The following is a 24,206-nucleotide window of genomic DNA, read 5'->3' as shown; positions in this document are numbered from 1 at the left end:
GGGTGACGTTCCGTTCGCCGGCGGTGACGTCCGGTTCGGGGCGGTCGTCGATCGGGGGCTCGACCATGCGGTTGCGCCCACTCCTCCGGCCGAACATGGGGTTGTGCGCATGTTCGGCGCTGAGAAGGGGGTAGCGCGCATGGTCGACGAGCCAGCAGTGGCTGATCGCATGGTGGTCGGCGTACGTCGCTCACGCGGGCAAACCGTCGCCATCGGCGGACCGGACGCCGCCGTCGGCGGACCCGGCGTCACCGTCGGGTAGGTCCCCACTGTTCACTCTGCGTTCATCCTCGCTGCGCCACCCGGTCATCCGTCCTGCCTAGCGTCGGGCTCGTCGCCGGCGCTCGCCGACGACGTAAGACGTGCGAACAGGATGGAACGACACGTGAACCTCAGCCGACTCACCCGCGTGGGCTCTGCCGTCGCGATCGGCGCGCTCGCCCTCAGCCTTGCCGCGTGCGGTTCCGACGACGCCACGGGGAACGGCACCGGCTCCGGTACCAGCACCGACGGCGCGGCCAACGGCGGCGACCTGAGCGGCGAGCTGAACGGCGCCGGCTCGTCCGCCCAGGGCAGCGCGATGGACGCCTGGCGCTCGGGCTTCCAGTCCGCCAACAGCGGCGTCACCGTGAACTACGACCCGATCGGTTCGGGCGACGGCCGCAAGCAGTTCCTCAGCGGCGCCGTCCAGTACGCCGGCTCGGACGCGTACCTGACGGACGACGAGATCTCCCAGGCGAAGACCACCTGCCAGAACGGCGACGTCGTCGAGCTGCCCGTCTACATCAGCCCGATCGTCGTGGCCTTCAACCTCAAGGGCGTCGACTCGCTGAACCTCGACGGCCCGACCGTCGCGAAGATCTTCGACGGCAAGATCACGAAGTGGGACGACCCGGCGATCGCCAAGCTCAACGACGGGGTCAAGCTCCCGAGCACGGCGATCACGCCGGTGCACCGCTCGGACGACTCGGGCACGACCGAGAACTTCACGCAGTGGGTCAAGGCGAACGCGGGCGACGCATGGCCGTACGAGGCGTCCCAGACCTTCCCGGTCAAGGGCGGCCAGTCCGCGCAGGGCACCTCGGGCGTCGTGCAGACGATCCAGGGCGGCGACGGCACGGTCGGCTACATCGACGCGTCGCAGGCCGGCAAGCTCGGCACCGCGAAGATCAAGGTGGGCGACTCCTTCGTCGCGCACTCTGCCGACGCCGCGGCCGCCGCGGTCGCGAAGTCGAAGATCGTCTCGGGCCGCGCTGCCTCGGACATCGCCGTCGACATCGACCGCACCCTGACCGACTCCTCGACGTACCCGCTGGTGCTCGTCTCGTACGACATCGCGTGCACCTCGTACTCGGACGCCAACCAGGCCGCCCTCGTCAAGGGCTTCCTCAGCTACGTGATCAGCGACGCCGGCCAGCAGGCCGCGGCCTCCGCAGCCGGTTCCGCGCCGATCTCGAAGGACCTGTACACCAAGGCGCAGGCCGCGGTGGACGCGATCAAGGCCGGCTGACCGGTCGGACGACGTGGTGACCGGTGCCGACGGGCGGAGGCGTTCCGTCTCCTGCCCGCCGGCACCGCCTCGCACCCGGTTCGAGAGGTGCCCACGATGACGAAGGAGACGGTGTGACCACCACAGCCGCCGAGGCCCGGGCGACCAGCCCGGCGCCGTCGGGTGCGCCCGACCCCGGGAGCCCGCGGCGTCGGCGCCCGCGGGCCGCGGACCGCGGCCTCAACCGCGCGTTCCGCTACCTCGCGACGGGCGCGGGGACGCTCATCCTGGTCGCGCTCGCCGCGGTCGCCGGCTTCCTGCTCTGGCAGGCGTGGCCTGCGCTCACGTCAAGCGGCTCGGAGATCGCGTCGAAGGTGAGCTTCTTCCAGGGGCAGGGTTCCCTGGCCTCCTACCTCGGCCCGCTGATCTTCGGCACCCTGCTGGCGGCGGCGGTGGCCCTCGTGATCGCCGTGCCGCTCGCGATCGGCATCGCCCTGTTCACCTCGCACTATGCGCCCCGGCGCCTGGCGTCTCTGCTGGGCTGGGTGATCGACCTGCTCGCGGCCATTCCCTCGGTCGTGTACGGCCTGTGGGGGGCGCTCGTCCTGGCTCCGGCGATCCAGCCGGTCTGGCAGGGCGTCTCGGACGTCCTGGGCTGGATCCCGCTGTTCAAGGGGCCGGCGGCCGACCCCGCCCGCGTCCTCATGACCGTCTCGTTGGTGCTGGCCGTGATGATCCTGCCGATCATCACGGCGGTCTCGCGGGAGGTCTTCCTCCAGACGCCGAAGCTCCACGAGGAGGCGGCGCTCGCCCTCGGCGCGACGCGGTGGGAGATGATCCGCACCGCCGTCCTGCCGTTCGGCCGCTCGGGTGTCGTGTCCGCCGCGATGCTCGGTCTGGGCCGCGCGCTCGGCGAGACCATGGCCGTCGTCATGATCCTGTCGCCCGGGCTCACGTACTCCTTCGCGCTGCTCCTCGCGGGCAAGCAGCAGACGATCGCCGCGAACATCGCCCTCAAGTACCCGGAGGCGAACTCGCTCGGCATGAGCACGCTGATGGCGACGGGGCTCGCACTGTTCGTCATCACGATGGTCGTCAACATGGCGTCGCGCTGGGTCGTCGGCCGCCGCAAGGAATTCTCGGGAGCGAACTGAGATGGCCGTGATTCCCACCACCCTCGACGGCGCCCCGCGGCCCCCGCGCGGCGACGACGTCCGTGCGCTGCTGCGCACGTCCGACCCGCGACGGCGCCGCAAGGACCGGCTGATGACGGTGCTCGTGAGCACCGCCTTCGCCGTCGCCCTCGTGCCGCTCGTCTGGCTGCTCTGGACCGTGGTCGCCCGCGGCGTCGGGCGCCTCGACCCGTACTTCCTCCTGCACTCCATGCGCGGGGTGTTCGGCGGCATGGACGCGGGCGGCATCTACCACGCGATCGTCGGCACCGTCTGGGTGACCGTCGGCGCCGCGATCATCTCGGTGCCGATCGGCATCCTGGCCGCGATCTACCTCGTCGAGTACGGGGCGGGCGGCCGGCTGGCGCGCGCGGTGACGTTCTTCGTCGACGTCATGACGGGGATCCCGTCGATCGTCGCGGGCCTGTTCGCCTACGCCCTGTTCGCGCTCTTCCTCGGCCCCAGCGCCCACTTCGGGGCGATGGGTGCGGTCGCGCTGAGCGTGCTCATGATCCCGGTCGTGGTCCGCTCGACGGAGGAGATGCTCAAGCTCGTCCCGAACGAGCTGCGCGAGGCGGCGTACGCCCTCGGCGTCCCGAAGTGGCTCACGGTGATCAAGGTCGTGCTCCGTACGTCCGTCGCAGGCATCACGACGGGCGTCATGCTCGCGGTCTCCCGCGTCGTCGGCGAGACGGCGCCGCTGCTCCTCACGGTCGGCGTGATCGACTCGATCAACTTCAACCCGTTCGAGGGCCGCATGATGACGCTGCCGGTCTACGTGTACCGGCAGTTCACGTCGGGCCTGGTGCCGTGCAACAACCCGAACGTCACCTGCATCCCGACCATCAACTACGACCGCGCCTGGGCGGCCGCGCTGACGCTGATCCTCATCGTCATGATCCTCAACCTGGTCGCGCGGCTCGTGTCCCGACTCTTCGCACCGAAGCTGCGGCCATGACCACCCCCACGAACCCCACCCCGACGAAGGACGACCCCGCGATGGCACAGCGCATCGACGTCAAGGACCTCAACATCTACTACGGCGACTTCCTGGCGGTCGAGGGCGTCACGATGACGATCGAGCCCCGCTCGGTCACCGCGTTCATCGGCCCGTCCGGCTGCGGCAAGTCGACCTTCCTGCGCACGCTCAACCGCATGCACGAGGTCATCCCCGGTGCGTCCGTGCACGGCAGCGTCGAGATGGAGGGCGTCGACCTGTACGGCGCCGACGTCGACCCGGTCGCGGTGCGCCGCCAGATCGGCATGGTGTTCCAGCGGCCCAACCCGTTCCCCACGATGTCGATCGAGGAGAACGTGCTCGCGGGCGTGCGCCTCGTCAACAGGAAGATCTCGAAGTCGGACGCCGCCGACCTGGTCGAGGCGTCGCTCACGAGCGCGAACCTCTGGAACGAGGTCAAGGACCGGCTCCACAAGCCGGGGGCCGGCCTGTCGGGCGGTCAGCAGCAGCGGCTGTGCATCGCGCGCGCCATCGCCGTGAAGCCGCAGGTCCTCCTCATGGACGAGCCGTGCTCCGCGCTCGACCCGATCTCCACGCTCGCGATCGAGGACCTCGTGACCGAGCTGAAGAAGGACTACACGATCGTCATCGTCACGCACAACATGCAGCAGGCTGCGCGCGTGAGCGACCGGACCGCGTTCTTCAACATCGCGGGCACCGGGCGCCCCGGGAAGCTCATCGAGATGGACGACACGGGCACGATCTTCTCGACGCCCAAGGAGAAGGCGACGGAGGACTACATCTCCGGCCGCTTCGGGTGATCTGGGGCCGGCCGTGCCGGCCGGAAGAGCGACGAAGGCCCCCAGGACGACGTCCTGGGGGCCTTCGTGACGTTCTGCGGGCTCAGCCTTCGGCCGAGGCGGTGGGCAGCAGCGTCGCGTACTCGGGCAGCGTCCCGTCGAGCACGGGGACCGACACGGTCTCGGTGTCGTCCCCGACCGTGACCGTGACCGGGAGCGTCGCGCCCGGCGCGGCGCTCGTCGAGTCGAAGACGACGTCGTCGGTCTTGCCCTCGCCGAGCTGGGTGACGGACGACGGGTCCACCGAGACGGTTGCGGAGGACGTGCCCTCGGGCTCGACCGTGACGGTCGCCTTCTCGGTGCCGTTGTTGTAGAAGGAGCCCAGCAGGCGCCCGGGGTCGCCCTTGGCGCTCGAGAGCACCATGAGGTTGATGCCCTTCACGTCGCCCACGACGACGTCGATGCCGTCGGAGGGCTGGTAGGGCTTGTTGGTCTGCGTGGGGGCGCAGGCGGAGAGCGCGGCGGCGCTCGCGAGGGCCACCGGGACCGCGAGGAACTTGCTCATGCGGGCGGTGCTGCGGTTCACAGTGCGATCTCCAGGGCTCGTCGGGGGGAAGGCCGGGTGGGGCCCCCTCAGAGTAGCGTTTCGGGCACCGTGCTCGCGCGTTCCGGGGCGTGCCGTAGGCCACGTCACGTGGGTGGCCGGTGGCCCGCGGGGCCTTCTCGCCCAGCGGCCCCGAAATGGCCGCGTGGTAAGATGGACCCCCGCGAAAGGGGACATCTGAAGATGACTTTCACTGTAGGGGAGACGGTCGTCTACCCGCACCACGGCGCAGCCCTCATCGAGGAGATCAAGACACGGACCATCCGCGGGGAGGACAAGCTCTACCTCAAGCTCAGGGTCGCTCAGGGCGACCTGACGATCGAGGTCCCCGCAGAGAACGTCGACCTCGTGGGTGTGCGTGACGTCGTCGGCCAGGAAGGTCTCGACAAGGTGTTCGAGGTTCTTCGTGCGCCGTACACGGAAGAGCCGACCAACTGGTCGCGACGCTACAAGGCCAACCTCGAGAAGCTGGCGTCCGGCGACGTCATCAAGGTCGCCGAGGTCGTGCGCGACCTCTCTCGACGGGACGCCGACCGCGGCCTCTCCGCCGGCGAGAAGCGCATGCTCGCGAAGGCACGCCAGATCCTCGTCTCGGAGCTCGCGCTGGCGGAGCACACCGAGGAGGAGAAGGCGGAGGCCATCCTCGACGAGGTGCTCGCCAGCTGAGCACGTCAGTCGCCGGCGAAGCTCCGGCACCCGCTCCACACGAAGGCCGGTCCGCGACCAGCGGGCCGGCCTTCGCGGCCGTCCTGACGGCCGCGGGCTCAGGCACCCGGCTCGGCGCCGCGGTCCCCAAGGCGCTCGTGAGGCTGGGCGGCACCCCGTTGGTCGTGCACGCCGCGACCAGGCTCGTCGCGGCCGGCGCGACGAGCGTCGTCGTCACGGCACCGCCGGCCCACGTCGAGGCGCTCCGCGCCGCCCTGGCGTCGTCGGACACGCTCCGACCTCCCCGGGTGACCGTCGTTCCCGGCGGGCCCACCCGGCAGGCCAGTGTGGCCGCGGGCCTCGCCGCGCTCCTGGCGACCGCTCCTCCCGTCGTCCTCGTGCACGACGCCGCCCGGGCGCTCGCCCCGGTCGACCTCCTCGTTCGGGTCGCGCGGGCCGTCCTCGAGGGCCACGATGCCGTTGTGCCCGCCTTGCCCGTGACCGACACCGTCGTCCGTGTTCTCCCGACCTCGGACGGCGGGTCTGTCCGCTCGGCTGGGACGGTCGACCGCCGGGACCTCCGGGCCGTCCAGACGCCGCAGGGCTTCCGGCGCGACGTGCTCGAGCGCGCGCACGCTGCCGGCGCCGGCGTGGCGGGGGACGAGGCGACGGCCGCGAGCGACGACGCGAGCCTCGTGGCGGCGCTCGGCCTCGACGTGGTGCTCGTCGAAGGTGATGCCCGCGCCCTGAAGATCACGACCGCGCACGACCTCGCGGTGGCGGGCCTGCTGCTCGAGGAGAGCGCGTGAGCGCGGCCTCGCTGCCGCGGACCGGCATCGGGACCGACGTGCACGCGTTCGACACGGACCCGGCTCGCGAGCTGTGGGTGGGCGGCCTGCACTGGCCGGGCGAGACCGGGCTCGCGGGGCACTCCGACGGCGACGTCGCGGCGCACGCCGCAGCCGACGCGTTGTTCTCCGCCTCGGGGCTCGGCGACCTGGGATCGAACTTCGGCACCAGCGAGCCCGAGTGGGCGGGTGCTCGCGGCACGGCGCTCCTCGCGGAGGCCGCCCGGCGCGTCCGTGCCGCCGGGTTCGAGATCGGCAACGTCGCGGTCCAGGTGATCGGCAACCGCCCACGCCTCGGGCCCCGCCGCGCCGAGGCGCAGGCCGCGCTGAGCGAGGCCGCGGGCGCCGTCGTCACGCTCACGGCGACCACCACCGACGGCCTCGGCCTCACCGGGCGGGGCGAGGGCCTGGCCGCGCTCGCGACGGCGCTCGTCGTGCCGGTCGCCGACGACGAGGAACGTCCCGACGACACCGGCGCCGCCGGATGAACGAGCGACTGAGCCACGAGCAGCGCCGCGAGCAGCTCGTCGCGGCCGCGCTGGCCGTCGCGCTCCGGGAGGGCGTCGAGGCCGTGACGATCCGGTCGGTGGCGCGCGAGGCGGGCGTGCGGCCCGGCATCATCCACTACGTCTTCCGGGACAAGCACGAGATGCTCGCCGCGCTCAGCCAGCAGGTCGCGGCGATCGCCGCGACGTTCCTCGACGACGCGATCGCGGGCGGCGGCGACATCTCGACGACGATGCACGCGCTGGCCGACGCGATGTGGAAGGGGGTCGAGGCGCGGTCCCACCACCAGCTCCTCACCATCGAGATCGCGACCCTCGGCGCCCGCGACGAGCGCATGCGGGCCATCGTGCTCGAGCAGCTCCGGGAGCAGTGGGTGGCGTCCGAGCAGTACCTGACGGCCGCGGCCCAGCGCGCGGGGGTCACGTACGCGATGGACGTCGCGCTGCTGGCCCGGATGGTGTCCGCGGAGATCGACGGCATCCAGATCGCGTGGATGGTCGAGCACGACGACGCCGCCGCCGTCGCGTCGTTCCACGCCGTGGCCGACGCGATCCTTGGCCTGGTGCGCCCGCAGCCCGAGCCGTAGCCCCGCCCGCGGTTACCTGCGCCACTCCTCGACGCCCCCCGAGCACGCGGTCGTCGCGACCGTCCTCGTCTACCCGCGCGACGCACCGCAGCGCTACCTCGAGATCCGCGGCGACGTGACGCTCGTCGACGACCCCGACTCGCAGCTCATCCACGACCTCGTGCGCACCTTCACGGGCGCCGAGCGGTACACGGGGGACGAAGGCACCGACAACGAGCGCGTGATCGTGCGCGTCACGCCCCGCCGTGTCGTCTGGCGGGTCTGAGGCGCGTTCTGCCCGGTAGGGGGCGCCCCGGTACCCTTGCCGGGTGACCCTTCGCCTCTTCGACACCGCCACGCGCGACGTCCGGGACTTCGTGCCCGCTGTCCCCGGTGAGGTCGGCATCTACGTGTGCGGGGCCACCGTCCAGAGCGAGCCCCACATCGGGCACCTGCGCACCCAGGTCGCGTTCGACGTCCTGGTCCGCTGGCTGCGCCGTTCCGGCCTCGCGGTCACGCTCGTGCGCAACGTGACGGACATCGACGACAAGATCCTCGCCAAGGCCGCCGCGGCCGGTCAGCGCTGGTGGGAGCGGGCCGCGATCTACGAGCGCGAGTTCACGGCCGCGTACGACGCCGTGGGCGTCCTGCCCCCCACCTACGAGCCCCGGGCCACCGGGCACGTCGTCGACATGGTCGGGCTGATGTCCCGCCTCGTCGAGCGCGGGCACGCCTACGTCGCGGCCGAGGGTGACGTCTACTTCGACGTGCGCTCCTGGCCCGAGTACGGCTCGCTCACCAACCAGCGCCTCGAGGACCTCACGATCGCCCCCGAGGACCTCGGCGCGGAGGAGCCCGTGAACGCGGGGCTCAAGCGGGACCCCCACGACTTCGCCCTCTGGAAGGCGCCGAAGGACGGCGAGCCACCGACGGCGGCCTGGCCCACGCCCTTCGGCCGCGGCCGCCCCGGCTGGCACCTCGAGTGCTCTGCGATGGCGCAGCGCTACCTCGGCGACACGTTCGACATCCACGGCGGAGGCCTCGACCTGCGCTTCCCGCACCACGAGAACGAGCAGGCCCAGTCGCGCGCCGCCGGGTACGGTTTCGCGCGCCACTGGCTGCACAGCGCCTGGGTCACGCAGGGCGGCGCCAAGATGAGCAAGTCGCTCGGCAACGGGCTGCTCGTCCGCGAGGTGCTCGCCGAGGCCCCCGCCTCGGCGCTCCGCTACGCCCTGACCGCGGTCCACTACCGCTCGATGCTCGAGTGGGGTCCCGACACCCTCGCCGAGGCGGAGGCGACCTGGGAGCGGTTCGCCGGCTTCGTCGCCCGGGCATCGGAGCGTGTCGGTGCCGTCGACGACGCCGAGGTCCGGTCCGCGGTCCTGCCCGAGGCGTTCGTCGCAGCGATGGACGACGACCTCAACGTCCCCGCGGCGCTCGCCGTCGTCCACGAGCACCTGCGGCTCGGGAACACCGCCGTCGCGGCGGCGTCCGTCGGCGGCTCGCACGGACCCGAGGTCGACGCCGCGCGCCGTGACGTGCGCGCCGAGCTGGTCGCAGTCCGGGCGATGCTCGACGTCCTCGGGCTCGACCCCGGCGACCCCCACTGGGCCACGGGCGGTGACTCGCGCTACGCCGAGGCGCTGGGCGCCGTCGTGCAGGCCGAGCTCGACGCCCGCGCCGACGCGCGGGCCGCGCGTGACTTCGCGACCGCAGACCTGATCCGCGGCCGTCTCGCCGCAGCGGGAATCGTGGTCGAGGACCAGCCCACCGGCGCGCGGTGGAGCCTCGCCGCGCCCGCCCCCACCGAACGATTGCAGGACTGACATGGCAGGCAACTCGAAGCGTCGCGGCGCCGTCCGCAAGGCCGGCTCCAAGAAGGGCGCGACGGTCGGCTCGGGCGGCCAGCGCCGCAAGGGCCTCGAGGGCCGCGGCCCGACGCCCAAGGCCGAGGACCGCACGTACCACGTCGCTCACAAGCGCAAGGTGGAGGCGGAGAAGAAGGCAGGCGGGTCTTCCGGTCGTGGGGGCGACCGTGCCCGCTCCGGTCGTGGCGGGTCGAGCCGTGGCCCCGGCCGCGGGGCGGCGACCGAGGTCGTCGCGGGCCGCAACGCGGTCCTCGAGGCGCTCCGCGCCGGCGTCCCGGTGACCACCCTCTACGTCGCGTCGCGGCTCGAGGCCGACGACCGCACCCGCGAGATCCTGCAGATCGTGTCAGGCCGCGGGTACAACCTCCTCGAGGTCACCAAGCCCGAGCTCGACCGGCTCACCGACGGCGCGGTCCACCAGGGCGTGGCCGTCCAGGTCCCGCCGTACGAGTACGCCGACCTCGACGACCTCCTCGACGCGGCCGAGCGCAGCGGCGCCGCGCCGTTGCTCGTCGCGCTCGACGGCGTCACCGACCCCCGCAACCTCGGTGCCGTCATGCGTTCGGCCGGGGCGTTCGGCGGGCACGGCGTCGTCGTCCCCGAGCGCCGGGCGGCCGGCGTGACCGCGTCGGCGTGGAAGACGTCTGCAGGCGCCGCGGCCCGCGTGCCCGTCGCCCGCGTCACCAACCTCGCCCGCGCCCTCGGCGAGCTCAAGCAGGCCGGCTGCTTCGTCGTCGGGCTCGACGGCGACGGACCCACCCCCATCGGCGACGTCGCCTTCGCGACGGACCCGCTCGTCGTCGTCGTCGGCTCCGAGGGCAAGGGACTGTCGCGGCTCGTCCGGGAGGCGTGCGACGTCGTCGCGTCCATCCCGATCACGTCGGACGTCGAGTCGCTCAACGCGTCCGTGGCGGGCGGCATCGCCCTCTACGAGGTCGCGCGCCTCCGCTCTCAGGCCGAGTAGCGCACCGTGCCACGACCTGCTCCCGTCGGCTCACCCGGCGCGGTGGACCGGCGCGCGGTGCGGTTCCGATGACGTGCGTCCTGCCGACCCCGTTCTGGCGCGGGCGTCGCGTCGGCGCTGACCTGGGCGAGGCTCGTACAGGGTCGGTCGACGCGACGGCGACGCTGGACCACGGCTCGGCGGAGGTGCGGGCGCTCGTCGACACCGTCGGTGCCACGGTGCCGTCCGACGACGCGGCCGCGTTCGTCCGCGCGGTGCACTCGCAGGTCGCGGGCGACGTCCGGCCCGTCTACTCGGTCGACGAGAGCTGTCCCGCGTCTCGAACCCTCCGACGAGGGCGTGGCTCGTGCAGTCAGCGGCTCGCGGTGGTCGAGGCGGCGTCTCGTGCGGTCGGCATCCCGACGCGCGTCCGTGGTCTGCTCGTCTCGGGCGAGTTCTGGTATCCGCGGTTCCCGCGCCTTCGCCGGCTCGTGCCTCGCGACGTCGTGATCGCGTGGCCGGAGCTCTTCGTCGACGGGTCCTGGCGGCCGATCGACGAGATCGTCGCACGTCCTCACGCCGCGTCCGGCTCGGCGCCGGTGTGTCCGGCTCCGTTCACCAACGACTCGGAGACCCTGTTCGACGCCGCCGCGCGGACGCGGATCGGCTGGGACGAGCCTCCGGCCGGCTGCGACCTCTGCGACCTGTCGCATGTCGTCGTGCGCGACCTGGGCAGGTTCGACTCGCGCGACGCCCTCTTCGCCCGGCACGGGCAGACCCTCTGCTGGCCGGCCCGACGCCTCGCCGACCCGCTCCTGGGTCGATGGTCGCCGACGACGGCGACACCCGCCGCCTGAGCCACGCGCGAGGTACGAGAGGCTAGCTGTCCTCGCCGAGCAGTGCCTGCTCGTCCCTGCGGTGCCGGAGCACGTTGTCCACGTACGACCGCACGACCTCGGGCATCGGCACGTCCCGCTGCTGCTGCTCGGACAGGAACCAGCGGTGGTCGAGCATCTCGTGGAAGAGCTGGGCGGCCTCGAGCTTGCCGCGCAGCTCGCGCGGCACCGCGCGGACGCTGGGCTCGAAGACCTCGGTGAGCCAGTCGTGCGCGACGAACGACTCGTCGTCGTTCTGCCGCTCGGTCGCGGCCCGGTAGGCGTCGAGGTCGTTGAGGAGGCGGCGCGCCTGGTTCTCCTGGACGTCCAGGCCGGTCAGCCGCATGAGCCGGCGGGAGTGGTGACCGGCGTCGACGACCTTCGGCTGGATGCGGACCGTGGTGCCGTCGATGTCCGTGGTCATCGCGAGCTCGTCGACGTCGAAGCCGAGATCGTTGAGGCGGTCGACGCGGGCGGCGACCCGCCACCGCTCGGCGGCGTCGAAGCTCTCCTCGGTGGTCAGGGAGGCCCACAGCTCCTGGTAGCGCTCGACGAGCAGGTCACCGATGGCGAGCTCGTCGACGTCCTCGTCGAGCAGCTCGCCGGCGGCGAGGTCCATGAGCTCGCCGATGATGTTGGTGCGGGCGAGGTCGACGTCGTAGTTGCGCTGGCCGTCGGTGAGCCTGCGGTGCAGGTCCCCCGTCTCGGCGTCGACGAGGTACGCGGCGAACGCCTCGGCGTCGCGCCGGAACAGCGTGTTCGACAGGGAGACGTCGCCCCAGTAGAACCCGACGACGTGCAGCCGCACGAGGAGCACGGCGAGAGCGTCGATGAGCCGGGTCAGCGTGTCCGGGCGCAGCGCCTGGCTGAAGAGCGCACGGTACGGCAGCGAGTACTGGAGGTGCTCGGTCACCAGGACGGCCTCGAGAGGTTCGCCGTCAGGGTCGAGGCGGCCGGTCACGACGCCGACGGGGTCGACGCTCGGCACGTCGAGCCGCTTGAGCTGGCGCAGCAGTGCGTACTCGCGGTACGCGACGGTCTCGCCGATCTCCTTGAGCGCGATCACGCGCCCGGACATCCGCACGAACCGGACGGTGTGCCGTGAGATGCCGCGAGGGAGGGCGGCGATCCGATCAGCGGGCCAGTCCTCGAGGGGGACGTCCCACGGCAGGTCGAGGAGCGCCGGGTCGGGGGCGGACGCGGTGATCTGCAGGTCGTGACTCATGGTCCAGTCATCCTCCCAGGCCCGACGCCGTCGGGCCTGCCCGATTCGGTGCGGCAACGGTGGACGCACCGCGGGGCGGGCCCGGCGAACCGGACCCGCCCCGCGGCGGTGGTGACGTGCTTCAGGAGAGGCGCTGACCCGTCGCGGCCGAGAAGACGTGCTCCTCGCCGGGGCGGATCGTGACGAACACGCGCTCGCCCTTCATGGGGACGTTGCGCGGGTCGACGCGGACGATGACCTGGTTGTCGCCGGCACCCGACGTGATGACCGAGTCGTCCTTCTGGGCGAGCGGGCCGCGGAGCGTGCCGTAGACGAACGCGTCGGAGCCGAGCTCCTCGACGATGTTGACCTCGACCGGGAACGCGGAGGCGTCCGACTCGGAGGTGACGTCGAGCGACTCGGGGCGGAAGCCCAGGGTCACCTTGTTGTTGTCCTCCGACGTCAGCTTGCCGGCGACGTCGCGGGGCAGAGCGAGGCGGGCAGGCCCGACCTCGATGTTGCCGCCGCTGACGTCGAAGGTGCCGATGTTCATGGCGGGGGAGCCGATGAAGCCCGCGACGAAGACGTTGGCCGGGGTGTCGTACATCTCGCGCGGCGTGCCGACCTGCTGCAGGAGGCCGTCCTTGAGCACCGCGATGCGGTCGCCCATGGTGAGCGCCTCGGTCTGGTCGTGCGTGACGTAGACCGTGGTGACGCCGAGGCGGCGCTGGAGCGACGCGATCTGCGTACGCGTCTGGACGCGGAGCTTGGCGTCGAGGTTCGACAGCGGCTCGTCCATGAGGAAGACCTGCGGCTGGCGGACGATCGCGCGGCCCATGGCGACGCGCTGACGCTGGCCACCGGAGAGCGCCTTCGGCTTGCGGTCGAGGTACTCGGTCAGGTCGAGGATCTTCGCAGCCTCCTCGACACGCTGGCGGATCTCGGCCTTCGGCGTGCCGGCGATCTTGAGCGCGAAGCCCATGTTGTCGGCCACGGTCATGTGCGGGTACAGCGCGTAGTTCTGGAAGACCATCGCGATGTCGCGGTCCTTCGGCTGGACGTCCGTGACGTCGCGGTCGCCGATGAAGATGCGGCCCTGGTTGACGTCCTCGAGGCCCGCGAGCATGCGCAGGGAGGTCGACTTGCCGCAGCCGGAGGGGCCGACGAGGACGAGGAACTCGCCGTCCTCGATGTGCAGGTTGAGCTGGTCCACAGCGGGACGCTCGGTGCCCGGGTAGACCCGGGTCGCGTGGTCGTAAGTGACCGTAGCCATCGTTGCTACTTCCCTTCACCGGCAGGTACGTGCCGGACGATCCGTCGTGACGGGATGACGAGGCGGCGAACGCCGTCCCGGGAGCATGGTATCCGACGGAGCGGGGTGCTCCTGTGACGGAGGTCTCAGGACCGCTTGTGACGTTCCATGGCACGTGCCAGGTGCTCGAGCAGGAGGCCGACGGACTTGGTGCTCGAGACGCGGTACCGGGCGATCGTCTCTCCGCCGCCGACCTTCACGGACACGTCGTCGCTGGTGAGGACGGCGAAAGCGTGCTCGTCGGTGACGTCGTCCCCGACGTACAGCACGCGCTTGGCGCCCAGCTCGTTCCGTAGGGCGTCGATCGCCTTGCCCTTGCTCGTCTCGACGACCTGCAGCTCGACGACGTCCTTGCCCTCCAGCGCCCCCACTCCGAGGCGCTCCGCGAGACCGCGCGCGGCCTCGGTGGCCTGGGTGGCGCCGTCGTGCGTGGACCGGCGGGTGTGCAGGACGGACGCCGTCGGCTTCTTCTCGACCCACACGCCCGTGTGGCGGCCGGCGATCTCCTCGAGCCCCTCGGTGATGCGCTGCAGCAGCGAGGCCTGGCCCTCGGTGAGCTCGAGCTCGTGCCGGACCACGCCGTCGGCGCCGACCTCGCCGCGCTCCGCGCCGTGCGAGCCCACGAGGAGCGTGCCCGACGGCGCGTGGCTGAGGGACGCGAGCGTGTCCAGGTCCCGGCCCGAGACGAGGGCGAGCCGCACCTGGGAGCTCGGGCGGCGCGCGAGGCGCGCGAGGGCGCGGGCGGACCGCGGCGTCGTGCGCGACGACGACGGGTCGTCGACGAGCGGGGCGAGCACGCCGTCGAAGTCCGTCGCGACCATGACGAGGCCGTCGGTCGCGGCGAGCCGGTCGAGCGCCTCGACCAGCTCGACGCCGGGCGCCTGGCTGTCGTCGTCCTGCAGCTCGGGTGCGACGGGGGCCACGGGCATCTCCTCCAGGGTGCGCAGGAACGAGCTCGACCACTTCGCGACGTCGTCGGCCATGACCTTGCGGCGCAGCCGCCGCATCCGGCGCCGCTGCTCCTTGGGGTCCATGCGGGCGGCCTGCTCGATCACGGACTTGAGCTCGTCGATGTCGTGCGGGTTGACCAGCAGCGCGCCGTTGAGCTCGTCCGCGGCGCCCGTGAACTCGGACAGCACGAGGGCGCCGTGCTCGTCGGAGCGGGCGGCGACGTACTCCTTGGCGACGAGGTTCATGCCGTCGCGCAGCGACGTCACGAGCATCACGTCGGCAGCCAGGTACAGCGCCGCCATCTCCTCGGGCGGGTAGGAGTGGTGCAGGTAGTGGATGGCGGCGTGCCCCAGCTCGCCGAACTCGCCGTTGATCCGCCCGACGGCGGTCTCCACCTGGTCGCGCAGCTCCTGGTAGGCGTCGACGTTCTCCCGGCTCGGGCTCGCGACCTGCACGAGCGTCGCCTCCTCGACGGTGAGCCGGCCGTCGTCGAGCAGCTCGCCGTACGCCTTGATCCGGTGCCGGATGCCCTTGGTGTAGTCGAGGCGGTCGACGCCCAGCATGACGATGTCCGGGTCGCCGATCTCGGTGCGGATCTGCGCGGCACGCTCGCGCGTGCTGTCCTGCCGGGCGAGCGAGTCGAACCGGCGGGAGTCGATCGAGATCGGGAACGCGGACGCGCGGACCTCGCGTACCGGACGGCCCTCGTCGTCCTCGAACATGATGACCTGACCCCGCGTCGAGTGGCGGGTGACGCGGCGGACCGTCCGGAGGAAGTTGGCCGCGTCGCCGTTGCGCTGGAAGCCGATGAGGTCCGCGCCGAGCAGACCCTCGACGACCTGCCGCCGCCACGGGAGCTGGCTGAAGATCTCGTACGGCGGGAACGGGATGTGGTCGAAGAAGCCGATCCGCAGGTCCGGCCGCAGCTCGCGGAGCATCGCGGGGACGAGCTGGAGCTGGTAGTCCTGCACCCAGACGGTCCCGCCCGTGCCGGCCTGCGCGGCCGCGGCCTCCGCGAACCGGCGGTTCACGCGCCGGTACGCGTCCCACCACTGCCGGTGGAACGCCGGCTGCGAGATCACGTCGTGGTACAGCGGCCACAGGGTGTCGTTCGAGAAGCCCTCGTAGTACTGCTCGATCTCGTCCTCGTTGAGGGTCACCGGCACGAGCGTCATGCCGTCCGCCTCGAACGGGTCGGCGTACACGTCGGCGGCGCCGCCCCAGCCCACCCAGGCGCCGTCGGCGCTCTGCATGACCGGTTCCAGGGCGGTCACGAGACCGCCCGGGGACCGGCGCCAGCTGATGCTGCCGTCGTCGTCCGTCGTGAAGTCGACCGGGAGGCGGTTCGCCACCACGACCAGGTCGTTGCCTTCCTTGCTTGCTTCTGGGCTCACCGGGCGTCAGCTCCTGTCCGTCGGTCCTCCCAGCCTATCGAGTGAGGTGGTCCTGCGCCCCGGACGCGGAGGACGGGCACGAGGCGTCCGACCGGCGACGACGTCCCACGCGAGCGGCCCTCGCGCCGCTACGGTGAACCCATGTGGGCTGCGGCGACACCCGGCGACGAGGTGGGTGGGTACCGGATCGTCGCGCGCCTCGGGCAGGGTGCGACCGGCGCCGTGTACCGGGCGGAGGACGGCGGCGGGCACCCCGTCGCCATCAAGGTGCTGCACGCGGGACCCGACACCGACGAGTCCGCGCGCGCCCGGCTGGCCCGCGAGGCCGCGACGCTGCGCCGCCTCGACCACCCCGCCGTCGCCGCCGTCCTCGACGTCGAGCTCGAGGGCGAGTCCCCGTTCATCGTCACCGAGCTCGTCGACGGTCACAGCCTCGAGGACGACGTCGCGCTCCACGGCCCGTACGACGCCGCCCGGCTGGCCTCGCTCGCGGGCGACCTCGCCGACGCGCTCGAGGCCGTGCACGGGGCCGGCGTCGTGCACCGCGACCTCAAGCCCAGCAACATCATGGTGACGACGCACGGTCCCGTCCTCATCGACTTCGGCATCGCGCACGGGTTCGAGGACGCCCGCATGACCACCGACGGCCTCGTCATGGGGACGCCGGGCTACCTCGCGCCCGAGATGCTCACCGGTGCCGACCCGTCCGTCGCCACGGACTGGTGGGGGTGGGCAGCGTCGCTCGCGTTCGCCGCGACCGCCCGCGCGCCGTTCGGCGTCACCCCGGTCGACGCTGTCCTCGCCCGGGCGCAGGCCGGCACCGCCGACCTGCGCGGCGTCGGACGCCTGCGGGGCGAGGCCATCGCGGGCGCCCTGCGCCCCGACCCCGGCGATCGCTGGAAGCCCGACGACGTCGTCCGGGCCCTGCGCACGGCCGCCGACGACGGCGACGAGCCCGAGCCCGTCGCGCCCGGCGACCTCGTCGAGACCGTCGCCCTCGGCGCCGCGTCCCAGTGGCCCACGCAGGTCGTCACCCACGACCCCCGCACCGCTCCTGTCAACGACGGACGGACCCGCGCCGTCGCCACCGACGTCCCGCCGCCCCCACCCGCCGCGACCGACGCGACGGAGGTCATGGCGCCCGTCGAACCGGCCGCCGTCGGCACGGGCGACGACACCGACTGGCTCGAACCCGTCCCCGAGCAGGTGTACGAGTCCGCGTCCGGCTACGTGCGCCCCCAGCACCCGTCGCGCTCGTGGCTCCTGTTCGCGCTCGCGCTGCCCCTCGTCGCCGCGGCCGCCACCTGGCCGGGCCTGTCCTTCGTGGCGCTCGCGGTGCTGGTGGTCCTCTCCCGGTACGTCGGGTACGCGGCCGAGTCCCTCCACGGGAGGCGCGAACGCCGAGGCGTCGGGAAGGTCGACGGCGCACGCGTCGCCGTCGTCGCCCCCTGGCACCTCGTGCGCGGCGTCGTCGGGTCGCTGCCCTCGCTCATCGTGGCCGGGTGCGCCGGGCTCGTGCTCGTCGTCGGCGGCTGGTGGGTCCTCGACCGGACCGTCCTCGTCGCCGACACCGACCACCCTGCCGAGAACGCCCCTTGGCTCTACGGGCTCGTGCTCGCCGTCACCATGGTCGTCGCGATCCTGCTCGCCTGGTTCGGGCCTGCGACGACCGTCACGCGCGACGGTGCGCGCGCCGGGCTCCGGCACCTCGTCCCCGGGCGGCGGACCGCGATCGTCGTCGTCCTGCTCGCCGTCGCGGCCGCCGTGTGGTTGGGGTGGATCGCGTGGGACGCGCACCCGATCGGGTGGTGGCCGTTCCCGGGGGCGCCCGACCTCTCCTGAGGTACTTCGGGCGGGTTGTGGTTCCGGCGGCGGGGTCGAGTGGGGTGCGCGCGACCTACCATCCGCAGCCCTCGTTCCTCGGGCTGCTCCCGCCAGCCCTGCCACGGTCGCGCGCACCCCACTCGACCCCACCTTTCGCCGTCCCGTCACCTGTCCGCGGCATCCGCAGAGCCCGCGGCGTGCGTCTTCGGGTGTTGGAGAGCGGGGACTGCCCGCGGGGCTGAGCCTCGGGTCGTCGAACCGACTCGGATCGTCGTCCGGGATGTTGTCCGGCGACGATCTGAGCAAGTTCGACGTACCCGGACGCGGGGCGGCAGCATGGCCGACGACGGCGCTCGGGGGTCCCGCGTCCAGGAGCCTCCCAGCATCGGCCGTTTGGATACGCTGTGGACCCATGGAGCGAGGCGCCTGAACGCGTCGCGCGCGAACGAGAACAGGACACGGGATGCCCGACGACTCGAACCTCACCAAGTCGCAGCGCCGCGACGCCGCGCGCGCGGAGGCCCTGAAGCTGCGCCAGGAGCAGGAGCGCCGCGAGAAGCGGAACCGTTTCATCACGATCGGTGTGCTGGTCGTGCTGGTGGTGGCGGTCGTGCTCGCGGTCGTGTTCATCAACCAGGCCAACAAGCCCAAGTCTCTCGGGGACGTCAAGGCGCCGTCGACCGCCGAGTCCGTCAAGGACGGCGGTGGCATCCCCGTCGACAAGGACGGCGTCGCCGGCAAGACGAACGCCGGCGCGGTCACGCTCGACCTGTACTTCGACTACATGTGCCCCAACTGCGCAACGTTCGAGCAGGTCAACAAGGACGACCTGGACTCGCTCCGCGAGGACGGGACGATCACGTTCGTCATGCACCCGGTCGCGATCCTCAACCGGCTCTCGCAGGGGACGAACTACTCGACGCGTTCAGCTAGTGCGTTCGCGACGGTCGCCGACCAGGAGCCCGACAAGGTCATCCAGTTCCACGAGGCGCTCTACGCGAACCACCCCGAGGAGAACAGCACGGGCCTGACGGACGACCAGCTCAAGGACTATGCGGTCCAGGCGGGCGTTTCCCAAAAGGTCGCCGACCAGTTCAGCAAGCACACGTTCGCGGACTGGGTGGATGCGTGGACCGCGAGGGTCGGTGATGACAACGACCTCAAGAACCCGAACGAGAACCCGCCTAGCTTCGGCACGCCCACGATCGTCATCAACGGCAAGCGCTGGGACGGCAACTGGTCCCAAGCCGGCGCCTTGAAGTCCGCCATCGAGGACGCGAAGTCGGGCTCGACGAACTGACCCCAGCCTCGTTCGCCGTGAGCGACCCACGACGGAGCCCGGACCGCCTCGGCGGCCCGGGCTCCGTCGTCGCCGAAACGCCCGACCTGTACGCCCCTGCGGTACGCACTTCTCCAGTCGAGTTCGACCCTTGTGCGGCGGCGTTAGCACACCGTAACCGATATGAGCGAGGATCTTTGGGCGATTCACCCGGATCTGTCCATCTGATGGGATTTGGTTGCGGCTGTGTGGGTAATGGGCGACGCTTCGATGTGTCCAACATTTCGCAAGGGGAGGTAGTTCATGCGTAGACGCTTGATGGGGCTGGGGCTGTCGATTGCCTTGGCCGGGAGTGTGATGGTCGGTATCAGCCAGACCGCGGAGGCGGCATCGTCACCGGCCGCTGGCAAGTGCTTTCAGCCGACAGTCACGACAACTGATCTCATCGGTCACAACGTGAAGATCGTTCAGACGTGTGGGTCCAAGGCAAAGGTGCGGTACAACGTCGACTGCGCGTTAGCGAAGGACAAGACCATCGATGTCACTTTCCCAAGCGGAGGGCAGACGATGGTTACCAAGGCGAGCTGCGGCACGTGGGTCAACGGCGTCAGCTGGAAGTACCGCTGATCGGCAGACACAGGTAGAAGTGCAGTATGCGGAGCCCGGACCGCCTCGGCGGCCCGGGCTCCGTCGTCTGCGCGTCCCACCGCTCGCCCGGTAGGCTGTGCGGCGCATCGCGTGCTCGACCAGGTCCCACGGCCGGGGAGTCGCGCGACGTGCCGCCTTAGCTCAGCTGGTAGAGCGCTCGCCTTGTAAGCGAAAGGTCGTCGGTTCGAACCCGACAGGCGGCTCACCTCGCCCTGTGCGAATCCTCGGTGACGGCTGTCGGTGCGCGAGGCTACCGTGTCCTGGTGCCCATGACACCGATGCCCGAGGGGGCACGACCACCCCAGCCTGCGCCGCTGACCCGTACCGCCGCGACGTCGGGCGGTGGACCCGTGGTCGCCGCGCGCGGCCTGACGAAGCGCTTCGGCGACTTCGTGGCCGTCGACGGGATCGACTTCGAGGTCGCGCCCGGCGAGTCGTTCGGCCTGCTCGGCCCCAATGGCGCCGGCAAGTCGACGACGATGCGCATGGTGGGCGCCGTCTCGGCGCGTTCGGGCGGCGACCTCACGGTCCTGGGCCTCGACCCGGACGACCACGGTCCCCGCATCCGCGCCCAGCTGGGCGTGGTGCCGCAGGAGGACAACCTGGACGGCGAGCTCACCGCCCGTGGCAACCTCGTCACGTACGGCAGGTACTTCGGGATCCCACGGTCCGTGTGCGCGCAGCGCGCTACGGAGCTGCTGGACTTCGCGCAGCTCAGCGAGCGCGCGGACGCGAAGGTCGACGAGCTGTCCGGCGGCATGAAGCGCCGCCTGACCATCGCCCGCGCGCTCGTCAACGAGCCGCGCCTCCTCATGCTCGACGAGCCCACCACCGGCCTCGACCCGCAGGCCCGCCACATCCTGTGGGACCGGCTGTTCCGCCTCAAGGAGCAGGGCACCACCCTCGTCGTGACGACGCACTTCATGGACGAGGCGGAGCAGCTCTGCGAGCGGCTCGTCGTCGTCGACCACGGCCAGATCATGGCCGAGGGGAGCCCCGCGGAGCTGATCCGGCGGTACTCGTCGCGCGAGGTCGCGGAGCTCCGGTTCGGCACGGACCGCAACGAGGAGGCGGCGCGGGTCCTCGCCGAGGTGGGGGACCGGCTCGAGATCCTCCCGGACCGCGTCCTCGTCTACGCGTCCGACGGCGAGGCGATCCTCGAGCAGGTCGCCGCGCGCGGGCTGCGCCCCACCACGAGCCTCGTGCGCCGGTCGAGCCTGGAGGACGTGTTCCTCCGTCTCACGGGGCGGAGCCTCATCGAATGAGCACCACCACCCTGCCCGACGGCGCAGCCCCCGAGGCGCCCGTCCGCCGGCTCGGCGCCTGGTACGTCGCCGAGTACCGCCTGCGGGCCATGAAGGCGTACGGCTGGACGATCGTCGTCGGCGGCCTCGGCAGCCCGCTCCTGTACCTTCTCGGCCTCGGGATGGGGCTCGCGACGTTCATCGAGACACCGGTCGCGTCGGGGCCGCACGGGCCCGTCGACTACGTCGTGTTCGTCGCGCCCGCGCTCCTCGTCACGGCCGCCATCTCGGTCGCGACCGAGGAGTTCACCTACGTGATCATGGAGGGCTTCCGCTGGCGCAAGCTCTTCTGGGGCGTCAACGCGACCCCCGTCGAACCGAGCCAGCTCGCGGGCGGGATCGTGATCGCCGTCCTGGTGCGGATGCTGTTCACGACCGTGGCGTACGCCGTCCTGGCGCTCGCGTTCGGGGCGCTGGGGCACCCGTGGACGGTGCTCGTGCTGCCGTTCGTCGGGATCTTGGGCGGGCTCGCGTTCGGGCTGCCGCTCATGGCGTACTCGGCGGGCCTGACCGAGGACAAGGGCCAGTTCGCGATCGTGCAGCGGTTCATCTTCACGCCGATGTTCCTGTTCTCGGGCACGTTCTACCCGCTGTCCACGCTGCCGGGCTGGTTGCACTGGATCGGCTGGGTCTCGCCGTTGTGGCACGCGACCCAGCTCGGGCGCGTGATCTCGTACGGCGAGAGCGAGCCGGGCTGGCTGATCACCGTCCATGTCGTGGTGCTCGTCGGGCTGATCATCGGCGGCTGGCTCGGGGTGCGCCGCCGCTTCACGAGGAGGCTGCGCGCATGAGCGACATCCTGGCCCCCGGACGGTCGGGCGGGGTGAGCGCCCTGTACGCGGGCAACGCGCGCGCCGTCGTCGCCCGGAACCTCGCCGCCACCAAGACGAGCAACTGGACCGTCGTGCTGTCGGGCTTCTTCGAGCCCGTGTTCTACCTGTTCGCGATGGGCGTCGGGCTCGGCACGTACGTCGGGGACGTGACGCTGCCGTCGGGGCTGCACGTGGAGTACGCCGCGTACATCGCACCCGGCCTCCTGGCGGTGTCCGCGATGAACGGCGCCGTCTACGACTCGACGTGGAACGTGTTCTTCAAGATGCGCTTCGCGCGGCTCTACGAGGCGATGCTCGCGACGTCGCTCGGCCCGCTCGACGTGGCGTTCGGCGAGATCTCCTACGCGCTGCTGCGCGGGGCCGTCTACGCGACCGGGTTCCTCACGGTCATGCAGGTCATGGGGCTCAACCTGTCGTGGACGGCGGTGCTCGCGCTGCCCGCCGTCGTGCTCGTCGCGTTCGCGTTCGCATCGTTCGGCATGGCCATCACGAGCCTCATGAAGACGTTCCAGCAGATGGACTGGATCAACATCGTGCTGCTGCCGATGTTCCTGCTGTCGGCCACCTTCTTCCCGATCAGCGTCTACCCGGCGCCGCTGCAGTGGCTCATCCAGGCGATGCCGCTGTGGCACGCGGTCGAGCTGGTCCGCGGGCTCACGACGGGCGACCTGCCGCCGAGCATCTGGTGGCACGTCGTGTACTTCGTGGCGATGATCGGGATCGGTCTCACGGTCACGACGCGCCGCCTGCGCGCGCTCTTCCTCGCCTGACCGCGAGGTAGTACGGCGGCCGGTATACCTCGCGAGGTAGTACGGCGGCCGGTATACCTCGCGGTCAGGGCCAGTCGGTGAGGTCCGGGTACTTCGCCGCACGGCCGTCGCCCGACGACTCGTGCCGCAGGCGCCGACCGACCCACGGCCCCACGTACTCGCGGGCCCACCGGGCGTTCTCGCGGGCGCGCTCGGAGAACGGTGCCCGGGGCAGCGCGGTGAACGGCTCGTCCCAGGCGTCGTCGTCGGGTGCGAGCCCCAGCCCGACGAGCGCGGCGTCCGCCACCCGGCGGTGACCCTCGTCGGTCAGGTGGATGCGGTCCGAGGCCCACACGCGCCAGTCCTGCAGGGCTCGCATGCCCCACAGGTCGAGCACGTGCGCGCCGTGGCGTCGCGCGATCGACCAGATGTTCGCGTTGTAGACCCCGACGCGCGACCGTGTCAGGGACACGATCGGGCTCTCGCTCGCGTCGAAGCCCGTGGCCAGCAGCACGTCGACGCCCGCCGCTCGTAGGCGTACGACGGCGTCCTCCAGCCGCCGCGACAGGGCGTCGACGTCGGCGCGGGGGCGCAGGATGTCGTTGCCGCCGCCGACGAGGCTCACCAGGTCGGGCTCGAGGTCGAGGGCGTGGGGGAGCTGGTCGTCGACGATCGGCCCGAGGAGCTTGCCGCGGACGGCGAGGTTGGCGTAGCGCAGCGGTGTCTCACCGGCCGCGACGCGGCGCGCGGACAGTGCCGCGGCCAGGCGGTCCGCCCACCCGCGGCACCGGTCCGGCGCGGCGGGGTCGGTGTCCCACAGGCCCTCCGTGAACGAGTCGCCGACGGCGGCGTAGGAGGTCCAGCGGGGGGCGGGTGCGTGCGGGGTGTCGCTCGTTGTCACGTGGCCATTGTGTCCCAGGCGTGGCCCCGGTACCGGAGACCGCGACCGGTCACCGGACACGGGCGCACGCGGCGCGGGCGAATGACACCCGTGTCGTTCGCCCCGTACCCTGGGGGCGCCGGGTCAGCCCGGCCGTCGTGCGCGGGTCGCACGGACGTCGCGAGGCGAGAGGAACCGGGATGGGCGAGGCCACGAGGCGGCTCACGGACGTGACCGGAGCCGACCACACCGCGGACGGCGGGCTCGACGAGCGCGACCGCGCGATCCTCGACTTCGAGCGCCAGTGGTGGAAGTACGCCGGCGCCAAGGAGGCGGCCATCTCCGAGCTCTTCGGCATGACCGCGACCCGGTACTACCAGACCCTCAACGCGCTCATCGACACCGACGCCGCGCTCGCGCACGACCCGATGCTCGTCAAGCGCCTGCGCCGGCTGCGGTCCGCGCGGCAGCGCGAGCGCTCCGCCCGCCGCGCAGGCTCGGGCGCGTGACCTGCGACGTCGCCACCGGGGCGGGCGTGACTTCGGGCTCCTTAG

General features: G+C 71.8%; 24 protein-coding genes and 1 tRNA gene. 20 read left to right on the top strand and 5 right to left on the bottom strand.

The window, feature by feature from the left end:
* The first annotated feature begins 385 nt into the window (after positions 1-385).
* The 4 genes from pstS to pstB all read left to right on the top strand — a co-directional run bounded on the left by pstS (position 386) and on the right by pstB (position 4,440).
* Complete coding sequence (gene pstS / locus KDY119_RS14700) at positions 386-1,510, top strand: phosphate ABC transporter substrate-binding protein PstS (RefSeq protein ID WP_322619618.1); 1,125 nt, start codon at positions 386-388, stop codon at positions 1,508-1,510.
* A 113-nt stretch (positions 1,511-1,623) separates the two neighbouring features.
* Positions 1,624-2,643, top strand: a complete 1,020-nt coding sequence (pstC, locus tag KDY119_RS14695; protein WP_153022472.1) for a phosphate ABC transporter permease subunit PstC — start codon at positions 1,624-1,626, stop codon at positions 2,641-2,643.
* Positions 2,644-2,650: 7 nt separating this feature from the next.
* Positions 2,651-3,619 carry a phosphate ABC transporter permease PstA gene (pstA, locus tag KDY119_RS14690; RefSeq protein WP_227994368.1) on the top strand — a complete coding sequence of 323 codons (969 nt, stop codon included), beginning with the start codon at positions 2,651-2,653 and terminating at the stop codon, positions 3,617-3,619.
* Positions 3,620-3,660: 41 nt separating this feature from the next.
* Positions 3,661-4,440: a phosphate ABC transporter ATP-binding protein PstB gene (gene pstB / locus KDY119_RS14685; RefSeq protein WP_036948545.1), complete on the top strand. Its 780-nt coding sequence runs from the start codon at positions 3,661-3,663 to the stop codon at positions 4,438-4,440.
* An 82-nt stretch (positions 4,441-4,522) separates the two neighbouring features.
* On the opposite strand, the gene KDY119_RS14680 is transcribed toward pstB, so the two are convergent.
* On the bottom strand, positions 4,523-5,005 hold the full coding sequence (locus KDY119_RS14680) for a hypothetical protein (protein ID WP_153022471.1): 483 nt from the start codon (positions 5,003-5,005) through the stop codon (positions 4,523-4,525).
* Between the two features lie 201 nt (positions 5,006-5,206).
* Here KDY119_RS14680 and KDY119_RS14675 point away from each other — a divergent pair, with 201 nt between their 5' ends.
* The 8 genes from KDY119_RS14675 to KDY119_RS14640 all read left to right on the top strand — a co-directional run bounded on the left by KDY119_RS14675 (position 5,207) and on the right by KDY119_RS14640 (position 11,256).
* Positions 5,207-5,689, top strand: coding sequence for a CarD family transcriptional regulator (locus KDY119_RS14675; protein ID WP_036947308.1), 483 nt, complete (start codon positions 5,207-5,209; stop codon positions 5,687-5,689).
* The gene (gene ispD, locus KDY119_RS14670; protein ID WP_153022470.1) at positions 5,686-6,477 is read left to right on the top strand and encodes a 2-C-methyl-D-erythritol 4-phosphate cytidylyltransferase; all 792 of its coding nucleotides are present in this window, start codon (positions 5,686-5,688) and stop codon (positions 6,475-6,477) included. Before KDY119_RS14675 ends, ispD begins: the two co-directional genes overlap by 4 nt.
* Positions 6,474-7,004: a 2-C-methyl-D-erythritol 2,4-cyclodiphosphate synthase gene (ispF, locus tag KDY119_RS14665; protein ID WP_051136270.1), complete on the top strand. Its 531-nt coding sequence runs from the start codon at positions 6,474-6,476 to the stop codon at positions 7,002-7,004. Before ispD ends, ispF begins: the two co-directional genes overlap by 4 nt.
* The gene (locus KDY119_RS14660) at positions 7,001-7,609 is read left to right on the top strand and encodes a TetR/AcrR family transcriptional regulator (protein WP_051136269.1); all 609 of its coding nucleotides are present in this window, start codon (positions 7,001-7,003) and stop codon (positions 7,607-7,609) included. The genes ispF and KDY119_RS14660 overlap by 4 nt, the downstream gene beginning before the upstream one ends.
* Entirely contained in the window at positions 7,578-7,874 is a 297-nt protein-coding gene (locus KDY119_RS14655; RefSeq protein ID WP_051136268.1) for a pyridoxamine 5'-phosphate oxidase family protein, read from the top strand. Before KDY119_RS14660 ends, KDY119_RS14655 begins: the two co-directional genes overlap by 32 nt.
* A 43-nt stretch (positions 7,875-7,917) precedes the next feature.
* Positions 7,918-9,414 carry a cysteine--tRNA ligase gene (cysS, locus tag KDY119_RS14650; RefSeq protein WP_153022469.1) on the top strand — a complete coding sequence of 499 codons (1,497 nt, stop codon included), beginning with the start codon at positions 7,918-7,920 and terminating at the stop codon, positions 9,412-9,414.
* A gap of 1 nt (position 9,415) precedes the next feature.
* Complete coding sequence (gene rlmB, locus KDY119_RS14645; protein ID WP_036947306.1) at positions 9,416-10,420, top strand: 23S rRNA (guanosine(2251)-2'-O)-methyltransferase RlmB; 1,005 nt, start codon at positions 9,416-9,418, stop codon at positions 10,418-10,420.
* 68 nt (positions 10,421-10,488) lie between these two features.
* Complete coding sequence (locus tag KDY119_RS14640) at positions 10,489-11,256, top strand: transglutaminase-like domain-containing protein (RefSeq protein ID WP_036947304.1); 768 nt, start codon at positions 10,489-10,491, stop codon at positions 11,254-11,256.
* A gap of 22 nt (positions 11,257-11,278) precedes the next feature.
* Here KDY119_RS14640 and KDY119_RS14635 read toward each other — a convergent pair whose 3' ends face one another.
* From KDY119_RS14635 to KDY119_RS14625, 3 genes are all read right to left on the bottom strand, one after another.
* A complete protein-coding gene (locus tag KDY119_RS14635) occupies positions 11,279-12,499 on the bottom strand; it encodes a DUF4032 domain-containing protein (protein ID WP_036947303.1) in 1,221 nt (406 codons plus the stop codon).
* A 121-nt stretch (positions 12,500-12,620) separates the two neighbouring features.
* Positions 12,621-13,751, bottom strand: a complete 1,131-nt coding sequence (locus KDY119_RS14630; RefSeq protein ID WP_036947301.1) for an ABC transporter ATP-binding protein — start codon at positions 13,749-13,751, stop codon at positions 12,621-12,623.
* Between the two features lie 125 nt (positions 13,752-13,876).
* Entirely contained in the window at positions 13,877-16,135 is a 2,259-nt protein-coding gene (locus KDY119_RS14625; RefSeq protein WP_036947299.1) for a bifunctional alpha,alpha-trehalose-phosphate synthase (UDP-forming)/trehalose-phosphatase, read from the bottom strand.
* A gap of 141 nt (positions 16,136-16,276) precedes the next feature.
* On the opposite strand from KDY119_RS14625, the gene KDY119_RS14620 reads away from it, so the two are divergent.
* The 7 genes from KDY119_RS14620 to KDY119_RS14590 all read left to right on the top strand — a co-directional run bounded on the left by KDY119_RS14620 (position 16,277) and on the right by KDY119_RS14590 (position 22,793).
* Positions 16,277-17,977 carry a serine/threonine-protein kinase gene (locus KDY119_RS14620; RefSeq protein ID WP_153022468.1) on the top strand — a complete coding sequence of 567 codons (1,701 nt, stop codon included), beginning with the start codon at positions 16,277-16,279 and terminating at the stop codon, positions 17,975-17,977.
* Positions 17,978-18,422: 445 nt separating this feature from the next.
* Positions 18,423-19,259 carry a DsbA family protein gene (locus KDY119_RS14615; protein WP_036947296.1) on the top strand — a complete coding sequence of 279 codons (837 nt, stop codon included), beginning with the start codon at positions 18,423-18,425 and terminating at the stop codon, positions 19,257-19,259.
* Positions 19,260-19,556: 297 nt separating this feature from the next.
* On the top strand, positions 19,557-19,865 hold the full coding sequence (locus KDY119_RS14610; RefSeq protein ID WP_036947294.1) for a hypothetical protein: 309 nt from the start codon (positions 19,557-19,559) through the stop codon (positions 19,863-19,865).
* Positions 19,866-20,016: 151 nt separating this feature from the next.
* Positions 20,017-20,089, top strand: a tRNA-Thr gene (locus KDY119_RS14605).
* Positions 20,090-20,155: 66 nt separating this feature from the next.
* Entirely contained in the window at positions 20,156-21,151 is a 996-nt protein-coding gene (locus tag KDY119_RS14600) for an ABC transporter ATP-binding protein (protein WP_407657436.1), read from the top strand.
* Entirely contained in the window at positions 21,148-21,981 is an 834-nt protein-coding gene (locus tag KDY119_RS14595) for an ABC transporter permease (protein WP_036947292.1), read from the top strand. Before KDY119_RS14600 ends, KDY119_RS14595 begins: the two co-directional genes overlap by 4 nt.
* Positions 21,978-22,793, top strand: coding sequence for an ABC transporter permease (locus KDY119_RS14590; RefSeq protein WP_036947290.1), 816 nt, complete (start codon positions 21,978-21,980; stop codon positions 22,791-22,793). The genes KDY119_RS14595 and KDY119_RS14590 overlap by 4 nt, the downstream gene beginning before the upstream one ends.
* Positions 22,794-22,857: 64 nt before the next feature.
* Here KDY119_RS14590 and KDY119_RS14585 read toward each other — a convergent pair whose 3' ends face one another.
* Positions 22,858-23,673, bottom strand: a complete 816-nt coding sequence (locus tag KDY119_RS14585; RefSeq protein WP_036947288.1) for an SGNH/GDSL hydrolase family protein — start codon at positions 23,671-23,673, stop codon at positions 22,858-22,860.
* A 179-nt stretch (positions 23,674-23,852) separates the two neighbouring features.
* Between KDY119_RS14585 and KDY119_RS14580 the strand changes: the two genes are divergently transcribed.
* On the top strand, positions 23,853-24,161 hold the full coding sequence (locus KDY119_RS14580; RefSeq protein WP_036947286.1) for a DUF3263 domain-containing protein: 309 nt from the start codon (positions 23,853-23,855) through the stop codon (positions 24,159-24,161).
* The last annotated feature ends 45 nt before the right edge of the window (positions 24,162-24,206 follow it).

It is taken from the genome of Luteimicrobium xylanilyticum, assembly GCF_009429125.1.
Classification (GTDB): domain Bacteria; phylum Actinomycetota; class Actinomycetes; order Actinomycetales; family Cellulomonadaceae; genus Luteimicrobium; species Luteimicrobium xylanilyticum.
Note: the sequence above shows the minus strand (reverse complement) of the source record. Positions and strands in the feature narration are given on the sequence as shown.